Raw genomic sequence first — 19440 nt, forward strand, 5'->3', positions numbered from 1 at the left:
TAATTATATCTTTCCAATCCAGACAAGAAACAGAAAGCGGACTAAGTGTATCTGCCGCTTGATACGGGACGGTTGGTTTATCAATCTATAAGCAAATTCGAGATTATGCTCCACCCACCATTTAGGAGCCCGTTTCACCCTTCCTGTATACACATCGAAACTACCTCCCAATCCCTGATAGATAGCCGGATGTTTACTGAACATTTCCTCCATCAGCAATTCTTGCTTTGGTGAACCCATTGCGACAAAAACGACATCGGGTTTCTTCTCTGCCACATCCGCAATCAAAGACTGCCGTTCTTGATCAGTTTTGATGTATCCGTTCCGAAAACTAATAATACGAATGCCCGGATAATCATTATTCAATTTACTGACAGTTTCTTCTATTACTTCCTGTTTCCCGCCTACCAGATAAAATGTTTTTTGTTTATAGGTAGCTTCAATAATTTTCAGCCACAGTTCGCAACCGGGTATTTTGATTACATCATCATATCCATGGCGCCTCAATGCCAACATCGGCCCTGCCCCATCGCAGTATCCAATATTTCGATTAATAATAGCACGCATCTGATCAGTCGCATGAAGGATCTTTTCGGCATTAATAGCAACAAGGAGACCTTTAGTTTGGTCGACATAATCCAATAGCTTTTGAGCGGAAGTAAATGGATGAATATTTACTCCGTTAAGGGTAACGATAGTGTTTTGCATAAGAATTTACAATTATTTTAAATACATTTCACCCAGTTTATTCGCCCCGCAAATACAAGATAGGGGTGTTGTGATGTTGCTCTGTAGAATATAATGGCTTTTTAATTAAGAAATGCATCCTAAACGCATTAACGGATAAAAATCTTCACGTATATTAGTCAATATATCAGGAGTAAATGTCATTTCACCAAATACAGGATGATTATCTATCTCATAAAAATCAACTCTAACAAATTCAAAATCTGCGCATAAAGACGTAACACAGGCCTTCATTATCTCAAAAGATATAGGTTTATTAACAACATGATCTATTGGAAAATTAACTTCACTATTTAAAGGATTCCAATTCATATCATATAACATGTTAGGAGTAATATGTCCGTTCAATTTTCGGCCTTCATAATAAAGGATATATAAAGGTTTTCCTTTATAACAAAAGAATTTATAATCAAAAGGGAGAATATCTTTATCTTTCGATTGCTCCAAATAATTCTCAGCAAGGATCAAAGGCTTAATTTTAGAATAATGAATTTGTCCGGTTAATGCCCCATACGGAAAACGAAGCCAATAATCCAATTTTGATTTGACTTTTTCTATATCAATACTATTTTTTCCTCTAACAATTATATTACTGGCACATCCATTATTTGTCTTTAGAACGAAAGAATCAGGAAGAAGATCAAAATCTATTTCATCTGCAGAAGCCCAACACCCATACATTTCAGTCAAATACTGATTACCTATTTTATCTCTTACAAACTCACGAACTTTTACTTTATCTGCTAAATTAGCCAACAAAGTAATATCCGTATTTTTTTTAAACAATAAACCTAATGAATATTCTTGTGTATTTCTAGGATTATTCCAACGAATAAGTTTTCTTGTCCAACGATAATATCGAAAGGTTAAAACAAACTTTGGAAACAAATATCCTAAAAAGCTAAAAGGAATTATACAAAATAATTTAAATCTATCTACAAACAACATTCTCCATTACTTTTAAAATGAAACAATTAGAATAATAACACACCAAAATATTATGTTAAACCAATTTGTAATTCGAGGAAATTTCTACAGGAAACACTCAACATCTCTGATTAAAGAGTCTTCAGGTAGGCTACTTTTTAATAGCATTTTCACTCTCACAAGCATTTTGGATATATTTTGCGTAAATATTTTGCAATTGATGCTCTATTTGTGAGGGTGTAAATTGCCTAGCTATCGCTCTTCCATGCTCTCCCATTTGTAAAATGCAGTGGCGATCATTCACAAACGAGAGAATTGCTTCGTATATTTCGTCTACATTACCAGGAGTTACTGCTACTCCGCTTTTCTTATCTTCAAAGAAATCAGGAATACCTCCGATTAATGTCGTAATGACAGGTAACCCATAGGACAGTGCTTCCAAAATAGCTATACCGGACGACTCAAAGTGTGAAGGATGAATAAAAACATCCGACGAACAGAACAATTTTTCTTTTTGTTCTCCATTCACCCATCCATGCTGCACTATCATGGACGATAGGTTATAGTTGGTTATCATCTTTTGAAATCGTTTTTCATCACCAACACCACCAATATGCAGTTCTATTTTGTCTTGTAATAGTTCTTTATATTTATGCAAACATTCCAATACATCATATATACCTTTTATTTCGCTGATCCGCCCCATAAAAACCAAACGTAATTTATCGTGATGCTGTTCCATGCGATATAGTGCGGGTATTTCCACACAATTGGGCAAACAATATATATGTTTATTCAGCTCATATTGACGCAACATCTTTACAAAAGTAGATGACACCGTTATCAAGGCATCAGCCGATCTACAGATCGATGCTACATAGCCGGGATGAGCGCTATAAAACTCATTGAACAAACCACCATGAATATGCAATAGCACTCTCTTATTAAACATTTTACCAATATACATCAATACAGAATTGCGATAAAAGTCTGTATAATTAGCAGTGTGGATATGTAAAACGTTTATCTGTTTAAACACACAGTAATAGAATGTTTTCAGGACAGCGTTCACAAACAAAAGTACTTTACCAATTTTCGATGTTTCCTTATAAGTAACAACTAAATGGAACGGTGTATACATCGGAGCCAAAAAAGCTATCACCGAAGCCATACCACCCTTTGCTTTCGGGTCGGGACCAATGGTTAAAATCCTGTCACTTTGTTGTATCATATTTATAGAGAGCTAAAAATTTATCTATTCCAAACAAAATCATACCTTACACAATCACTGTGATGGCCTTTATCAACTATTATTTGTATGGAAAGATGACAAGCCAATAATAGAATTATCACCCAGCCCATCATGTATGAATGGATATAAAACAAATAATACATCAGATAAGCCAACATAATTACCCGGTAAATAACGAAGTAATCTACAAATCTGGAAAAAGCCAAACTATTCATAAACAATGGTTGTATAAATATTAAAACCAGGAACAATGCATGAACAAAATAATAGATCTTAGATGAATAAAATTGGCGCATTCTATTTGAATAGAAAATAATTAGGATATCAAATAGCAAAAATATGATCCTTCTTGCTCCGAAATTCACTGTTCGGGAACCTACCCGCATCAATACTTCAGAGTTGTATCTATCGTCGTACTCTACAAATACCAAGAGTTTATCCAAATAATCAGACAGGTTCTCCCATACTGAAAATTGTGATAAAATCAAAGCTACAAACAATATTAAATATTGCCATTTCCTTTTAATAAAAAACTTTTCTAAATCAATCCACATTAAGGGCACAAGCACAAATAAAAAAACTGCACTACGATGAAAAAACGTCAACAAAAATATAGAAATAAGAGTAGGAACGACCTTTTTCTCCAATAAGAAGAAAGAACAAATACATAAAAAAACAGACAATACAAGCTGTTGTCTTAGACCATTGCACCAAGAAAAGAAAATTCCACCGCATATAAGCCCTATACAAAAGAATGGAATCACAAATTTTTCTCTTCTAAAAATCGTCAGAGTGCAGCACAATTGTATTAATCCCACTATTGCAAAAAACACCGTTGAAGATAATCCGAATTTTGAAAGTAACTTCATAAATCCAACAAAACCTATCTCCATATCATCCCTTATAAAGGTATCAGTCAAAGATAGAGTATTATAAATTTGCCAATAGGATAATTGATCAATACCAACATCCCATCTTACCCCGGTAAAGAAGATAAAAATGAAAATGCCAATCGCAACATGAAACCAATACATCATATTTGTTCGTGCTTTCAATAATCTACCATTATAGCAGTTTACTGGAACTCTGAAAAGCATAAACATCGAAAAAATCATAAAAGGATATACCAAAAAGCTTGTAATCATATTTTCTACTTCATTTTATGATAAATCGTTCGAATCCACCAATAGCATTTAAAGGCGCTAACTGTCAGCATAGGGTACTTTACAAAAGATTGAAACAACAAGTATTCATGCGAATAACCTTCAGAATAGCGTATTAAATCGTTTATTGCTACATGGAAATCAGGTTTACTCTTATCGCAATAAATACAATAGGCTAGGATAAATCCCTTTACAAATAGACGAAACACAAAGGGAGTTGCAGTGGCTAAAGGTAACCCCTTCAATGAATGTAATACCACTAAATCGTCTAAACATCGTGTATAACTCCTTTCGGAATGCACAGCAGAGCTAGAGTTCAGACAATAGCGATAAGCTTGATTATCTATCAGTAATACATTATTACTACAAGAGGACAGATACTTAATGATGAATTGCCGGTCTTCAGAATATTTAATGACATCACAAAATTTTAATCCTAAATTGTTTATCAAACTTCGCTTATAAAAATAAGAGACACTACACGAAGAGAAATATACCGGATTAAGCAGTTCACTGGGCTTGATTTGCTGTCTATGACGAAATATGGAGTAACGAACAAACTTTTTCGGCTTCTGTTCCAACTGTAACCCACAGTGAATCATATCCACATCGACAGACAGTATGCGGAAGACCTCCAAGAAGTCCGATTCCACCCAATCATCGCTGTCCACAAAGGCTATCCATTCACCCTGTGCATACTTCAAACCGAGATTGCGGGCACTCGATACGCCCCCATTCTCCTTATGGAATACCCGTACACGAGTATCCTTTCTTGCGTATTCATCGCAGATTTCCCCACTACGATCTGGACTACCATCATCTATCAGTAATATCTCAAAATTAGTGAAGGTCTGCACCAACAGACTATCCACACAACGATATAAATAAGCTTCTGCCTTATAGACAGGAACTATGACTGACACTTTAGGTTTTTCAAGCATAATAACTAATCTATTTCAAATTTTCCCGTAAAAAAGCCAAAGAGATATCTTTCATCTCCTCTCTCTTTCTATTAACAACGATCCAATCGATAGGCTTCTCTAGCAAGGAAATATCCATATCATCAGTAACTAATCGATCTTCTAGTCCATACATACGTAACAAGGAATAAAAACGAGCCATCCCACGCCCCTGATTTGCTATCACCAAGAATGGTTTATTAAAAATTATACTGAACACTGCGCCATGAAAACTATCACACACAACAAAACTGGCATCCATAAATCCCCTCAGCCATTTGGTCACCGGAGGGAACACACATTGGTTGATATTTTTCATCGTCTCTCCATTCAATGGTTGAATCGGCATTACTGTGAAAGGTGATAAATGTAAATATTCCGCCACCTCATTTACTATCCGATTCTTCGTTTCACTCTTATCCAATATGTAACAAAGCATATTTCCATCACATGAAGATTCATCCTCCTGTTCCACTAAAAGCTCGTAATCTTCTTTGTCAAGAAGCATGGTCGGATCAAGTACAGGGATAGCCTTCACACCTAAGTATTTTGAACATAGCGTTACACCAGACTCCTCGCGTACCGACACTGCTTGAAAAGCTTGGACTAATTGCCTGCAACAATCTGTTTCACGGGATGAATACTCCCACGTATCCACACCAAAAGAAGCCGCATATGCTATTCTCCGCACATCCATCCCTCGGGTAAAATCAAGAAATGAATGGTATATATCCACGTTATACTTAGGCCGCCACACTTGATCACTGCCCACCACAAATGCCTTTATATGATTTTCTCGCACATAACGGGCAGTCTTATCAGCATCGATCATCTTCGTAGAATGTACCAGATATTTGTCTATAAAATAATCGGTATACCTTGCTATGTGTTTTATTTGACTCGGTTTTGCCACAAACGGATAACGCCGTCCCTTTCCTTTTCCAATCAATTTCAGTAAAAAAGTCTTAATAGCAGAGGCTAACAACTGAAACAATCCGATCTGGCAATTCGGTTGGTCCAAGGTAACAACCTCATGCCCTATACGGCGTAATACGGTTTGTAACGCATAATTTTGCAGTAATCCTCCATAATTGAAACCTAACGGTTGTGTAATAATACCAATCTTCATGATCTTTTTTTCAATTTACCCTTCAATCTATCAAGAAGTCCCAACCTTAGCAAAATCGCAGACAACAACCCACGGCAACGTTGGCAAAAGGAAATACTTGTCAAACTTGCCACTCGCATTTCTATTGTATTCATCCGGCTTCCGTAAAACATATTCCGATATCGATTAAGGTTCACGGAATGAATCAAGGCTGAATTTGCAGCTACCACATCATCAAAAGCAACCTCATAGTTAATAGTTGTAATTTCTCCCCAGATTTCTTTTCCTTTTTCCGTACTCACCATCACCGCGCTCACGCCTTTATCGTCATCTATCTCAGGCATCACATTTTGTATTCCCCAAAAATCCCCAATTGTAATATCACTTCCACTCTTCAAACTCTTCGCTGGACAAATATGACAACTCGGACGTAAATACAAATTCGCCAGAAAGCCTCGCAGGAAAATATTCTTGTTTAAAGGTTCCGAAAGCAAAACTAATTTATTATCTCCGTACCCATCGGACAAAGAGAGAGTGAGAACAAAACTAAATCTTTTCCAACCTAGGCATTTGTTTCTAAACGAAATGCTCTCAATACGAGCTTCTCTATCATTTAAAACTGGGTGAGACAAAACTATATTTTTCCCATCGCACTGACGTGCAATTTCCTCCTTCAGATATTCTCGCCATACCCCCGGACTCGGAACGCCATGACAAACGAAATCCACCGTCAAGAGATTATCATATTCTTTCCTGAGGAAACGTTTCAAACCCGCAATCTGACAAGGAGTACCAGAGAATAGAACCTTACGACCTTTTTCCAAGAACTCCTCTACCTGTGAATAACATTTCCCCACCCTACTTTGTACATATTTAGAACCCCGGAAAGCAGATAAACCTTCTATCGTTTCTGTATAATCATGGACAACATCCCACTCTTCATTGAATCTGGCACCAAAAACAACACCACCCTTAGCTATTATTTCTTCTGCTAACAACGTAAAAATTCCCCCGGAAGAACTAACCATACGAATCTCTTCATTCAAATTCTTTGCGGCATAAACCATATCCGGTATTCTTGGTTCCCCCTGATTAATTACAGGGCAAACCTTTTCACATAAACTGCAATCAATACAAAGTGAAGAGTCCACTTTGGGATAAAGGAAACCTTCATCATCCTCTACCATTGTAATACAATGTTTTGGACAGCGTTGTACACAAGCCCAGCAACCACAGCACTTTTCCTTACTATCTATTTTAATCATAGACTATCTCTTTATCAATTTCAGGATCATACCACTAAACAGCGAACGTTCTGAAGCATTCATAGAGCCAAACCAGGAAAGAGGAAGATAGAATAAAGAAAATAAAACAATACCACCGGCTAAACGAGTAATATTTGATATGTCAATATCCATTTTCCATATAAGCAAGAGAGAAAATAATGTTACAACAAAAGGAATGATTGACATTTTTCCAATCTCTTTCCAAAACTTTATAATATCTATATCTTGTTTTCTTTGATAATAAATATTCATCACCACAATTTGTCCTGCCGTAAGAGCTAAAGCCGTTGCAAAGGCACAACCTATGCCACCATAACTTTTTGCCATTGGAATAGATAGTCCCAAGCTGACAATAGCTATGATTACATATAAAGTAGATCTAAACTTCATTTCATTACGAGCCTGTAAAATCGTAATTCCAAGATTCTGAATTAAAGGGACAGTTAAGGGTATAAAAAACAACAGAGAGATCCAATAAGCATTTTCATACCCTTCTCCTGCCCAAAGTAGAATAAACTGACGACCAAATATTATAAAACCGGCTAATACAAAAGCTATTACAATAAACTGAATACGTCCTGTCCTGATGAATAAATCAGAAATTACTTTACGATCTTCATTCCGTGTCACCATCGCCATTACTTTAGGCAAAAACAACCCAGAAATAGCTGTAGAAAACATTATATATAGATTACTCAATTGTATGGCTACTGCATAAACGGCAACCATTATTGCCCCCTGGAAAATACCTAAAACAAATTGTCCTGTACTCCAATAAATCCGGTCTATTATAGCATTCAAAAATATCCAGAACGAATAAATGGAAACCTCTTTCAGGAAGTCCCATTTAAAATGGGTAAAGCGTAAATGAATATGTAATTTTCTTTTACAATAAATCCAATTAATGACTAAAGTGGCAACATTAAAAGAGGTTGTCACAACTACCATTGCCACAGCCTTGTAACCAAACAAAAGCAAAACAATCATCACAATTGGATTCAGGAGAATGCGAGCTATGTTTATTATTTTCTGAAATACAAAATTTTCATAGGCTGTGATAATAGCCCCCCAAATACTCATCGGAAATGTAAATGCCAGATTAAATGCCATCAACAACAACATCAACCGTATTTTGCCTATCTCATCCGTCGTCATATGGGTATCAAACAAACAATCTACATTACCCACTAAAAACAATCCTAAAATGAAGGCCAATGCACTAATAAACAGGTACAGCAAAAAAAACATACCGAACATTTCGTATTGCTCTTCTTGTTTACCTTCTGCTCGAAATTTGGCGGTATAACGCACTATTGCATTACCAAAACCCAAATCCAAAACAGTTAAATAAGCAATAACGGAAGCAGCCAATGAATACAACCCAAACTCCGATTGCCCCAGCATACGCAGCATAAATGGAGTATAGAGCAATCCTATCAAAGTATTCAACCCTAAAACTACATAAGAAAGTAAAGCTCCGGCTTTAAGTTGGTCCATTCTCCTATTGAAAAGTCTACTTTATACCTAAGTTCGTTAACGAAATTTATTTGGGCTGGATAAAATATCCAGGTAATTATTTTCTATAAATCCCACAAAAATCTAATACAACTTTATCTTCCATATAAGGTAATTCTTTGAATGGATCATGGGCTGTCAAAAATACCACAATATCCGCCTTCTCATAGGCTTCTTTATAATCGGTCAGTTTAAACACCTTGTGCTCTTTCACATTCGGCTCAACTACCAGAATATCCGCATTATTACAAGCTTGCATCACTTTTGTCGTAATACATTTAGCCGGAGATTCACGCAAATCATCGATATTCGGCTTAAAAGCAAGTCCCATCATAGCGACAATCGGCTTGCGGTGGTGCTCTAATTCAAATTTTAAGATGGCATTATGCACTTTTTCGGCACACCAGAAGGATTTGTAATTATTGATCTCACGTGCTTTGGATATCAATTGTGACTCATACGGAAAATCGGCTGTAATAAAATAAGGATCTACTGCAATGCAATGCCCTCCTACACCTGCTCCCGGTTGCAAGATATTTACCCGCGGATGCTTATTGGCTAATTCGATCAGTTCCCATACATTAATACCGGCTTTGTCGCAGATGAGTGAAAGTTCGTTCGCAAAAGCGATCTGCACATCACGGGATGAATTCTCGGTCAGTTTACACATTTCTGCCGTTTTACAATTTGTCTTATGCAATGTTCCCTGTACAAACTGGCTGTAAAATTCGATTGCCTTATCAGTCGACTCCGGATTGATTCCTCCGATCACACGATCGTTATGAACCAGTTCGTAGATGACATTCCCCGGCAACACCCGCTCCGGACAATAAGCAATATATATTTTGTCTTTCAACTCCGGCCGTTCTGAAAAAATCAGACTTTGCATCTTTTCCGTCGTTCCCACCGGAGAGGTCGATTCTATTACATATAAATCTCCTTCCTTCAAATAAGGAAGAACGGAACGGGTTGCTGCTTCGACATAAGAGATATCCGGTTCGTGATTGCCTTTAAACGGAGTGGGAACAACCATAAAATAAGCATCACTGATTTCAGGGGTAGTAGAAGCTTTCAACAATCCGGCATTTACCACTTCCTGTAAATACTCTTCCATACCGGGTTCAATAATATGAAGTTTACCCTGGTTTGTCATTTCTACCACACCTGAATTGATATCGACACCTAAAACGTTTACTCCATGCTTAGCTGCAATGATCGCTGTGGGAAGTCCAATGTATCCCAACCCCATAAAACATGCTTTCATAATTTTTCTGTTTATAAAAAACTTAATTATTCTTACCTAACAATATTTCAAAACTCAACGCTACTCCTAAAATTCTACACTAAGCAGATTTTATGTTAAGTGTTTTTCCGTATTCTGTCAAACCATAGGTTAAGACCTACCCATACAAGAATATCAAAAGATATCAGAATATTATTATCAATATATGATATCAAACAGATATTCACACCACTGAATAAGCAAGCTATAGTCAATATCAATAACATTGCCTGCCTCTGTGTTAATCCCATACTCAACAGTTTATGGTGAATGTGATTTTTATCTGCAACAAATATCCCCTTATGGCTACGCCAACGAACAAACATGACCCTCATTACATCAAGCATAGGGATAATTATTGTTGAAAATGCAACAATGATCGCTCCGTCTGAATAAGGTATAATATCAGGAGCACAAACTGTATAACGGATGATCAGGAAAGACAGGATATAACCTAATGTCAGACTACCTGTATCTCCCATAAAAATTTTCCGGCATCGCTCGACTTTACCGAATACATTATAATAGAAAAAAGGAACTAACACACCGAATGAGGCAAAAGCAAGCATAGCATACATCCATAAATGGTTATGAACATATAAACATCCTAAAATAGCCAAAGATACGCAGCTTAAACCGGAAGCTAGTCCATCAATGCCATCAATCAAGTTAATCGCATTACATATAAATACAATCAGAAAAACAGTTAATGGTACTCCCAGCCAGGGTGTCAACTCATGGATTCCGAAAATACCATATAAATTATTAATCCATAAACCGGATAAAGGAACCATGATAGCAGCAAGAATCTGCATAACAAACTTCGATCGATAGCGCAGACCGACCAAATCGTCTTTTATGCCGGTTAAGAACAACAGTGTTAACCCACAGACCAAGAAATAAAACTCCGGAATGATAAAGCAAAGCATCTCTTCAGGAATTCCATCACCTATCAGGTAACGAAGTCCTGTCGTAAACGATAATGTAAAAAGGATAGAGGGAGCAAATGAAAGACCACCTAAACGGGGTACGATGCCTTGATGCACCTTTCGTTCATCCGGAACATCAAATAAACGCTTTCGGAAAGCTACTACCAATATACGAGGTATAATAAAAGAAGAAAATAGGATTGAAATTATCACTCCTATGATAATCAATATAATACTAGTCATTTACTATTGTTTTTCGGGGTACAAAAAAGTTCGTCAGTTACAGATTGTAACGACGAAAATGACGAGAAAAAAGGATCGTTTTTTCTAGTCATTTTCTAGGAATACTAAATTGTTAAATTTAAAGATTGAAATATTCATCTAACCTTGTCAAACAAGGGATAATGATTTTTTTATTTTGTCTATTCAAAAAATTATATATACTTTTGCCGTGACTAGAAAAAACGATCGTTTTATCTAGTCATTTTATAAAATCCAAGACAAACTCCAAAAAGCTTATTTTTCATTGTATTTCATTATTACACAATCAAATAACTAACAACAAACACAGGTTTCAAATCGTAAGGAAAGCTATTTGAAGGCAGGTGAATTCAGGTCGGTTTTCAGGTATTTTACAGGGGAAAACGGGCTTTATAATTTACGTATCAGAGGCTACATAAAATTCTTGTTTTTTTTTCAAAAACAAAAAGAGGATACCTCACGGCATCCTCCCTCCTAACGCAACGAATGAATTATTAATACTTATACTTATTTCTCATTACTTCTTGCAGTCGCAAGTTGAATAAGCTACTAACATCCAAACTAATTTTTCCTGTTCTTTCAGATAGTCGCTCATCAGCGCTACTGTAGCTTCGTCTCCGGCTTCTGAGGCAAGAGAAAGCAGTTTACGTTCTTCAGCGATAAACTGACCGTAAGTATTCAGGATATTTTCCAGGGCTTCGTCACCACAGGATACGCCTGATACTTCTTTTACTCTGGCTACTTTCAAGTATTCGCTGAACTTGTTTACAGGAACACCTCCCAACATCAGGATACGTTCTGCCAGTTCGTCTACCTTCTCGGCTGCATCGTCGTACATTTCTTCAAATTTGCTGTGAAGAACAAAGAAGCCGTGTCCTTTAATATTCCAGTGGAATCCGCGAAGGTTTGTATAAAATACCTGGTAGTCGGCCAATAACTGTTGTAATGCTTCTACTACTTTGTTTGCTGCTGATGCGTCTAAATGCAAATAATCTAATGTTTTCATATTCTTCTGTTTTTAATTATTATACGTTTTTATTTTTCTTGTACTGCAAAGATACAGCAGATATAAACACCTGTCAAACAGATAATTACTATATCATCATAGACAAAATCTATCAATACGGTTTCAGCAAGTAGATTACTGATATCAGATCAAAAACATTCATATAAATGATATACTCAAAAAGCACATTTATACATATCGGAACAAACAAAGACTCTTTTTGAAGATTTAATTAAACATTCTTCATTTTACATTTCGGTCATTTTCATTTACATATACGCCATAAATCAATTGTTTAACAATAAAAATTCATAATCAGCGTTAATCCAACTCATTAACAATTGTAAGTAAAAAAAGTTTAATTTACATTTGACACATAGAATATTTGCCACTAATAATTAAAACATGATACGGAAAAACTTTATTTTATTGCTATTACTGAATTTAGCAGGAGTACTTTTTGCACAACTAACGATTTCACCCACCGCCTCACCTTCAATACCGGAGGGAAGCAACATCAATCTTGGTGACTATTTCTCTGTAAGCGGAGGAACTCCCACAGGATGGACATTGGATGGAAAAAGTATTACATTTACTAATGTATCCTTGTCTTATAAGGACAACGGAAAGTTATTACAATGCAAAGATGCATCAGGTTCCAGTAACCTGGTCCCGATCAAAGTCATTGGAAAACCGACTGTTACCAGTCTCACCGGGATGCCGACCGAACTCCTTAAAGAAGGGGATCAGGTAACGTTGACTGTCGCCTTCAAAGCAAATGGTTCTACGGGCCATATCTACCAGTGGTATATCGGAAACCAGGCAATAACCAACGCGACGACAGCGACTTTAAACTACACATTTGCAAAAGCGGATCATGGCAAGACAATTAAAGTAGCTATCAAAGCAACAGAATTCACGGATGCAACCGAGGCCTCCGCCGGCGTTACATTCGACGGAACGATGATAACGGATAAAAACCCGGCACTGCCTGCCGGTGCAAAACTGGATAATACCGCATTCCCGGTGACGGTCGGACAGACGTTTACTGATCCAGTTGTTGATTATGATGCAACAAATCATGGGGGTACTAACTACTTTGTCACTCAAAATACAGGGACCTACAAAGATGGTGAAACCCATACTGTTACATATAAAGGTAAAGAATATACTTGTACAACAAAGCTTCTGACCGCTACCAGTTACGATCATTCGGATGTAGGATGTACTATAACATCGGCCGCGAGGATACCTTCAAATATTTTATTAGCCAATAATACATTGTTTTTTGATTCGGGGATGTATGCTCCTCTTGAAAATGGCGGAGAATCACATTTTTATAAAGACGGATTAAAAATTATCGGACTTGGAGACAGGGAAACAGCTCCTGCAATTATAGGACCGAATTATGGATACTGGGACACATATAAAAGCAATAAAGGTCATGTAAAATACAAAATATTAGATAATGTCGTTATCGAGAATATTGTATTTGACGGAGGTAGTATGCAATTTTATGGAAATCCCTACGGCTCCAAAAGTAATCAAGCGAATAACCAATATTTTATAACGATCAATGCTGCTGATAATATTCTTCTAAGAGATCTTACTTTTAAAAACATTGGTAATATAACAAATTCCTATTCAGTTATTAATATCGTCGAAGGATTTACCAGTATTGCCAGTGACACCAGAGATCCTAATCATAAAAGATATTACATCAATCTTACTTTCGAAAGCGGGAAATTACACGGATCATATGCGCCTATAAATATAAATACAGGTGACGGCCACTATTTCAAAGACATTACAATAAAAAACATAGGTGCATATCCCTATTATATTTCAATAACAGGTTTAAGTACCCATGCAAACAAAAATCCGGGAAGCAGAAATATTGTTTTTGCAGGAAAATTGGATTTACCTGCGGGGAAAAAAATACGTATCTGGAAATATTCCAGTACCGGTATTTCTTTTCCTAATGAGTACAAATATTTAGAATTAAGAGGTAAACCTAATACAAATGTCAATTCATACTATGATGTTCTGGTATCAAGAGAATTAGCTACCCCTCCAACAGCATCTACTACCGATGCAGTATTTATGGATGCTTCGACCGGGGCATATCTCATATTTAATTCTGCAAGCGATCCGTTCAAAAATATCAATACATTATTTTCTAGTGCGGCAAAAGACAGTTGTACACTGCCGGAACCTAAACTTATTAAATTAATAAGTAAGGATAATCAGGTCGGCGGGTTTACTATTACAGATTATTTCAGTAAAAGACAAACTAATATTATCGCCGTCAGTTCTTTATCAGATGAACTCACGAGTACAAACCTGATAAAATTCAATGGATCAAAAATCAACTTACCTGCCACCAACCCGGAATATATCAGATTACATAACATCGACTTCTCTGAAGATTATTCCATCTATGACGCTGTTAAAGATGATGGGAACAACGTGACAAACTCCAATTACGGTAGTTTCTATAACTGTAAGTTCAAGGCGCCCCAAGAAGGGGATCCGTTGGTTGTTGAAGGAGACCTGGATAAACTTCAATGGTCGGTATCCAAGACAACTAATGAAATATATGAATACAAAGATGTAGAAAACAACTCTACCACCTCTGTGATGGAAGGTACGCCTGTCTATGTACAGATCAGGCCGGTTTATCTGGACAGGGTTGACTACGACCGATGGGCTATTGAATATACCGCAACGCCGGTTGATTACCACTATCCGATGGAAGATGCAATCGCAAAAAACATCCGTTATGACTTCAACAAGGGAGAAGCCCACGTATTACCGGGTACTTATTATTATAATGTAAGTAAACTGATTCTTTACAAAGGGAACAGAGAGGTCGCTACCTATAACTACCGCGATGCCACCTGTACCCACACCGTGATCATCCAGGCGAAGCCGATAGCTAAAATACCGGCTTTGCAATGGTCGGTATCGACCACCACTCACGAGCAATCTAACTTCCGTGACGTGGACGACCAGACAACAACGTCCGTGAATTATGGAACTCCTGTCTTTGTACAAATCCGCCCGATCGGACATGAAGACATCACTTTTGAACGTTGGGATGTTGAATACTCCGTGACTCCGGCGGAACATTATTATGGCATGAATCCAACCGTCAAGACCGAACGTCATAATTTCAACAACCGCGAAGCACATACGGAAATCGGCACATATGTCTACACTGTCACCAAACTGACATTGTATGACCTGTATGGAAACAAAATCGTCGAGACATACGATTATAATGATTCACCATACAAACATACAATTATTATTAAGGATGGTGAAGGTCCCGGTCCCGGCCCGCACGGCGCCCTGCAATGGTCGGTCTTCACGGCGTCGAACCAGCTTCAGGACTTCCGCGATGTGGACAATCTGACTACGACAAGCGTAGTGAAAGGCACACCGGTCTACGTTCAGATCCGTCCGGTCGGTTTCAACAACATCACTTATGACCGCTGGGAGATCGAATACACCGCCACCCCCGCCGGTTACCACTATCCGTTGGAGGAAGCCGTTCCGAGAACCGAGCGTTATACCTTCAACCGGGGCGAAGCCCACACGCTGGTCGGTACCTACGTGTATACGGTGACCAAGCTGACACTCTACAACGGTGAAAGCGTGGCTCTGACAGCCTATTATACCGAGCCGCCTTACATCCACACCATCATCATCCGCGACGGCGGTATGGTCGAACTGGGCGACATCGCCTCCCACTGCGGTTCGGAAAGCGAATTCAGAATACCATTCCGCCTGCTCGATCCGGACAATATCCTGGAATATTCCGTCCGCTTCTCCGACGAAGCGCTTAAAGCCGGCTTTACGGATTCCGACTATAAAGATGTGACTCCCGACTATCTCACAGTGCCCGTCTACCGGATAATTGGCAAGGGCGTTTACTCCGGAAACGTGTATGTGCGCAAGAAAAGCGACCCGGGCCTGGTGGAACTGCATCCGTTCGAAATCGAGATGCTGGAAACCACGATGATCACCAAACAACCGCAGTCCGTATACGTTTGTGACGGCGACGCCTTCACCCTGAGCGTAGAAGCCCGTGGCCTGAATCTGACCTATCAGTGGTTCTTCAACAAAGAGGCGATCGAAGGAGCGACCTCGGCCACCTACCAGGCTGCCCTGACGTCCGACAAGGAAGGCTCTTACTACGTAGATGTATACGGCGACTGTGGGATGGAGAGCAGTGTGACGGTGACGGTGCGCAAGAACGGCCTGAGAGTCCTGGTGAAATGGAACGAATTCCTGTACATCACCAATCCGGACAACGAGTTTGTCCGTTTCCAGTGGTATCATGACGGGCAGAAAATCGAGAAGAACGGCACTTCGATCTACTACTCCGTGCCCGAGGGCCTGTTGGGCAGTTACTTCATCCAGGCCTACCGTGCAGACGACAGCTATGTGGTGAGTTGCCCGATCACGTTCGATACGCTGACACAGTTCCCCGTAACCACCGTTTACCCGACGATGGTGCAGAAGAACAGTCCGATAACCGTCAAGCTGGGCATGCCTGGCGAAGCCTCGGAGGCGGCAGTCATCGAGATCTATAACCTGAACGGTCAGCTGGTCGAAAAGCAGTCGACCACGACAGTCGAAACCACCATCCCCGCGAATATGGCTTCAGGCAGCTACATCGTGAAGGTGACCACCGATTCTGGAAGAACAACAACCCATAAAATCATCGTAAAATAAGCTAACAGATATGTCAACAATAATTTCAAACATAAAGAAAACAATCTTTTTATTCGCAGCAGGCTGCCTTGCCACCACCGTTTCGGCCCAGCAAGGAACGGGTGGCAGAGAGCGTAGCCAGTATAACAACGGCCAGCAGCAACAGCGCCAGCGTCAGGAATACCGCGAGGACTACCGGGAGGAAAAGAAAGATACAACGAAGACCTCTTACCTGACGGTATCGGGCGGTGTCGGCTCCTCTTCCTTCCGTTACAAGCTGAACTACCAGATCGAAGGTTTTGAAGAGAAAGGCAAGCGCAACGCTAAACTGGGGTATGAAATAGATCTCCGTTACAGCTACTTCTTCAACCGTCATTGGGGTTTCTCGACGGGGGTAGGTATCTCCCGTTATGCAACGACAGGCAAATTGACAGGTGATATGTCCGACGATAAATACATGAAACTGGGCAATATGACCGACGACGATGACTTCTCCGGCCACCCGCGTGAGTTCGAACTGCGTGCCCGGTTGAAGAACCTGGAAGAGAAGCAGACCGCCTTCCTGCTGGATATTCCGCTGTTGGCAATGTACCAGACCCATTTCGGCGAAGAGGAAAAATGGGGCATGTACGCCGGCCTGGGAGTGAAGTTGCAGATTCCGGTCAAAGCCAAATACAAGGTCGAAGGCAATACAGCCAGCGAACTGAATGTTTCGGGTTACTACCCCCATATCCCTTCCGACGTGGGTTCTCCATCGGAGGCGCCTGTTCCTCACCACGGCTTCGGCACGATCAACGATCCCGGCCGCGAGCTGGACTGGAGCGGAAAGAACAAACTGAAACTGGGCGTAGCCGGAACTGCCGAACTCGGTTTCCTGTTCACCCTGGGCGAAGACACCGACCTGTTGTTGGGCGGCTACATCGACTACGGTTTCACCAACATGAAGAAAAAGAAAGACCAGGGGCTATTAGCCACTCCTGCATCTTATCATCCGGATGGGAACATGACGGTAGGAAAGGGTATTCCTTATAATGGCATGATGAATTCAAACGTAACAGATAAAGTGAAGGTTATGTCTTTCGGGGTAAAATTTGGGGTTAGGTTTAAATTGAATTAAAAGGTCAATCGGTGATCTTTAATCTATTAAAAGCGATGAAGGCCGGAAGATGATTTCCGGCCTTTTCGTTTATCTCATTATTATACAAAAGAAGATTAGAAAAGCTACCATATATTTTCTACCTTTGCATTTATCTATAACAAACCGAACAATGTTCACGAAAGCCCATAGATAAAAACTGAAAGCATTATGAATATACAACAACTCGAGTACATCCTGGCAGTAGATACATACCGCCACTTCGCAAAAGCAGCAGAACATTGCAGAGTAACACAACCTACGCTCAGTATGATGATACAAAAACTGGAAGACGAACTTGGCATTAAATTATTCGACCGGAATATGCAGCCGGTCTGCCCTACCCCCGCCGGACGTAAGGTGATCGACCAGGCTCGTACCGTTCTTTATCAGGCTTCCCTTATTAAAGACATTGTCAATGAAGAAGAACAATCGTTGAAAGGGACGTTCCGGCTGGCAGTACTTCCGACGATCGCTCCTTACCTGCTACCCCGTTTTTTCCAGCAGTTGTCTGAAAAACATCCGGAGCTGGATATTCGCATCCTTGAAATGAAAACGGCTCCCACTATGGCCGCAATCCTGAATGGCGAGATAGATGCAGCCATCATCGCCAACCAACCCACAGAAAACCAGATACAAGGCGATACATTATATTATGAGCAGTTCTTCGGATATGTGGCTAAAAATGATCCGGTATTCAAGAAAGATATGATCCGTACGGCAGATATCAGCGACGAACATCTCTGGTTGCTGGATGAAGGTCACTGTTTCCGCGACCAGTTAATGCGTTTCTGCCAGATGGAAAAGGTAAAACTGCGCCAGGCCGCTTACCGTCTGGGAAGCCTGGAAACATTTATGCGCATGGTAGAAAGCGGCAATGGCGTCACTTTCATTCCGGAACTGGCAACCCTGCAACTCAGCGAAGATCAGAAAAAACTGGTACGTCCTTTTGCCATTCCTAAACCGGCACGCGAAATCGTCTGGATCACACGGAAAGACTTTATCCGTCATACCATTGCCGGTATGTTGATCGAGAGCATCAAGAAGTCTGTACCCAAAGAGATGTTGACGCTGCAAGCCGGATTAAAAGTCGTCTGAACATTATTTTTATCGCTTAACAAAAAAAATTATTACTTTTTGCTTGTAGT

At 39.4% G+C, this 19440-nt stretch carries 14 protein-coding genes; 3 read left to right on the forward strand and 11 right to left on the reverse strand.

The annotated features are described in order from the left end of the window. Positions 1–3: 3 nt before the first annotated feature. The 11 genes from K6V26_RS13275 to K6V26_RS13325 all read right to left on the reverse strand — a co-directional run bounded on the left by K6V26_RS13275 (position 4) and on the right by K6V26_RS13325 (position 12435). Complete coding sequence (locus K6V26_RS13275) at positions 4–708, reverse strand: WecB/TagA/CpsF family glycosyltransferase (RefSeq protein ID WP_048317850.1); 705 nt, start codon at positions 706–708, stop codon at positions 4–6. Positions 709–813: 105 nt separating this feature from the next. Next, on the reverse strand, positions 814–1695 hold the full coding sequence (locus tag K6V26_RS13280; RefSeq protein WP_224265569.1) for an ATP-grasp fold amidoligase family protein: 882 nt from the start codon (positions 1693–1695) through the stop codon (positions 814–816). A 130-nt stretch (positions 1696–1825) separates the two neighbouring features. Next, on the reverse strand, positions 1826–2905 hold the full coding sequence (locus K6V26_RS13285) for a glycosyltransferase family 4 protein (RefSeq protein WP_224265570.1): 1080 nt from the start codon (positions 2903–2905) through the stop codon (positions 1826–1828). A gap of 20 nt (positions 2906–2925) precedes the next feature. Beyond that, a complete protein-coding gene (locus K6V26_RS13290) occupies positions 2926–4071 on the reverse strand; it encodes an EpsG family protein (RefSeq protein WP_224265571.1) in 1146 nt (381 codons plus the stop codon). A 5-nt stretch (positions 4072–4076) separates the two neighbouring features. Next, on the reverse strand, positions 4077–5012 hold the full coding sequence (locus tag K6V26_RS13295; protein WP_242507907.1) for a glycosyltransferase family 2 protein: 936 nt from the start codon (positions 5010–5012) through the stop codon (positions 4077–4079). A gap of 28 nt (positions 5013–5040) precedes the next feature. Then, a complete protein-coding gene (locus K6V26_RS13300; RefSeq protein ID WP_224265573.1) occupies positions 5041–6177 on the reverse strand; it encodes a polysaccharide pyruvyl transferase family protein in 1137 nt (378 codons plus the stop codon). After that, positions 6174–7421 carry a Coenzyme F420 hydrogenase/dehydrogenase, beta subunit C-terminal domain gene (locus K6V26_RS13305; RefSeq protein ID WP_224265574.1) on the reverse strand — a complete coding sequence of 416 codons (1248 nt, stop codon included), beginning with the start codon at positions 7419–7421 and terminating at the stop codon, positions 6174–6176. Before K6V26_RS13305 ends, K6V26_RS13300 begins: the two co-directional genes overlap by 4 nt. A 3-nt stretch (positions 7422–7424) precedes the next feature. Further along, positions 7425–8939 carry an oligosaccharide flippase family protein gene (locus tag K6V26_RS13310; RefSeq protein ID WP_224265575.1) on the reverse strand — a complete coding sequence of 505 codons (1515 nt, stop codon included), beginning with the start codon at positions 8937–8939 and terminating at the stop codon, positions 7425–7427. A gap of 76 nt (positions 8940–9015) precedes the next feature. Further along, positions 9016–10221 carry a UDP-N-acetyl-D-mannosamine dehydrogenase gene (wecC, locus tag K6V26_RS13315; RefSeq protein ID WP_224265576.1) on the reverse strand — a complete coding sequence of 402 codons (1206 nt, stop codon included), beginning with the start codon at positions 10219–10221 and terminating at the stop codon, positions 9016–9018. 95 nt (positions 10222–10316) lie between these two features. Next, a complete protein-coding gene (locus K6V26_RS13320; protein WP_224265577.1) occupies positions 10317–11411 on the reverse strand; it encodes an MraY family glycosyltransferase in 1095 nt (364 codons plus the stop codon). A gap of 535 nt (positions 11412–11946) precedes the next feature. Then, positions 11947–12435, reverse strand: a complete 489-nt coding sequence (locus tag K6V26_RS13325) for a Dps family protein (RefSeq protein ID WP_048318171.1) — start codon at positions 12433–12435, stop codon at positions 11947–11949. 405 nt (positions 12436–12840) lie between these two features. Between K6V26_RS13325 and K6V26_RS13330 the strand changes: the two genes are divergently transcribed. The 3 genes from K6V26_RS13330 to K6V26_RS13340 all read left to right on the forward strand — a co-directional run bounded on the left by K6V26_RS13330 (position 12841) and on the right by K6V26_RS13340 (position 19390). Beyond that, positions 12841–17178, forward strand: a complete 4338-nt coding sequence (locus K6V26_RS13330) for a T9SS type A sorting domain-containing protein (RefSeq protein WP_224265578.1) — start codon at positions 12841–12843, stop codon at positions 17176–17178. Between the two features lie 10 nt (positions 17179–17188). Further along, complete coding sequence (locus K6V26_RS13335; RefSeq protein ID WP_224265579.1) at positions 17189–18274, forward strand: outer membrane beta-barrel protein; 1086 nt, start codon at positions 17189–17191, stop codon at positions 18272–18274. A gap of 189 nt (positions 18275–18463) precedes the next feature. Continuing rightward, complete coding sequence (locus tag K6V26_RS13340; RefSeq protein WP_007658518.1) at positions 18464–19390, forward strand: hydrogen peroxide-inducible genes activator; 927 nt, start codon at positions 18464–18466, stop codon at positions 19388–19390. Positions 19391–19440 lie beyond the last annotated feature (50 nt).

It is taken from the genome of Parabacteroides goldsteinii (genome assembly GCF_020091425.1).
GTDB classification, from domain to species: domain Bacteria; phylum Bacteroidota; class Bacteroidia; order Bacteroidales; family Tannerellaceae; genus Parabacteroides; species Parabacteroides goldsteinii.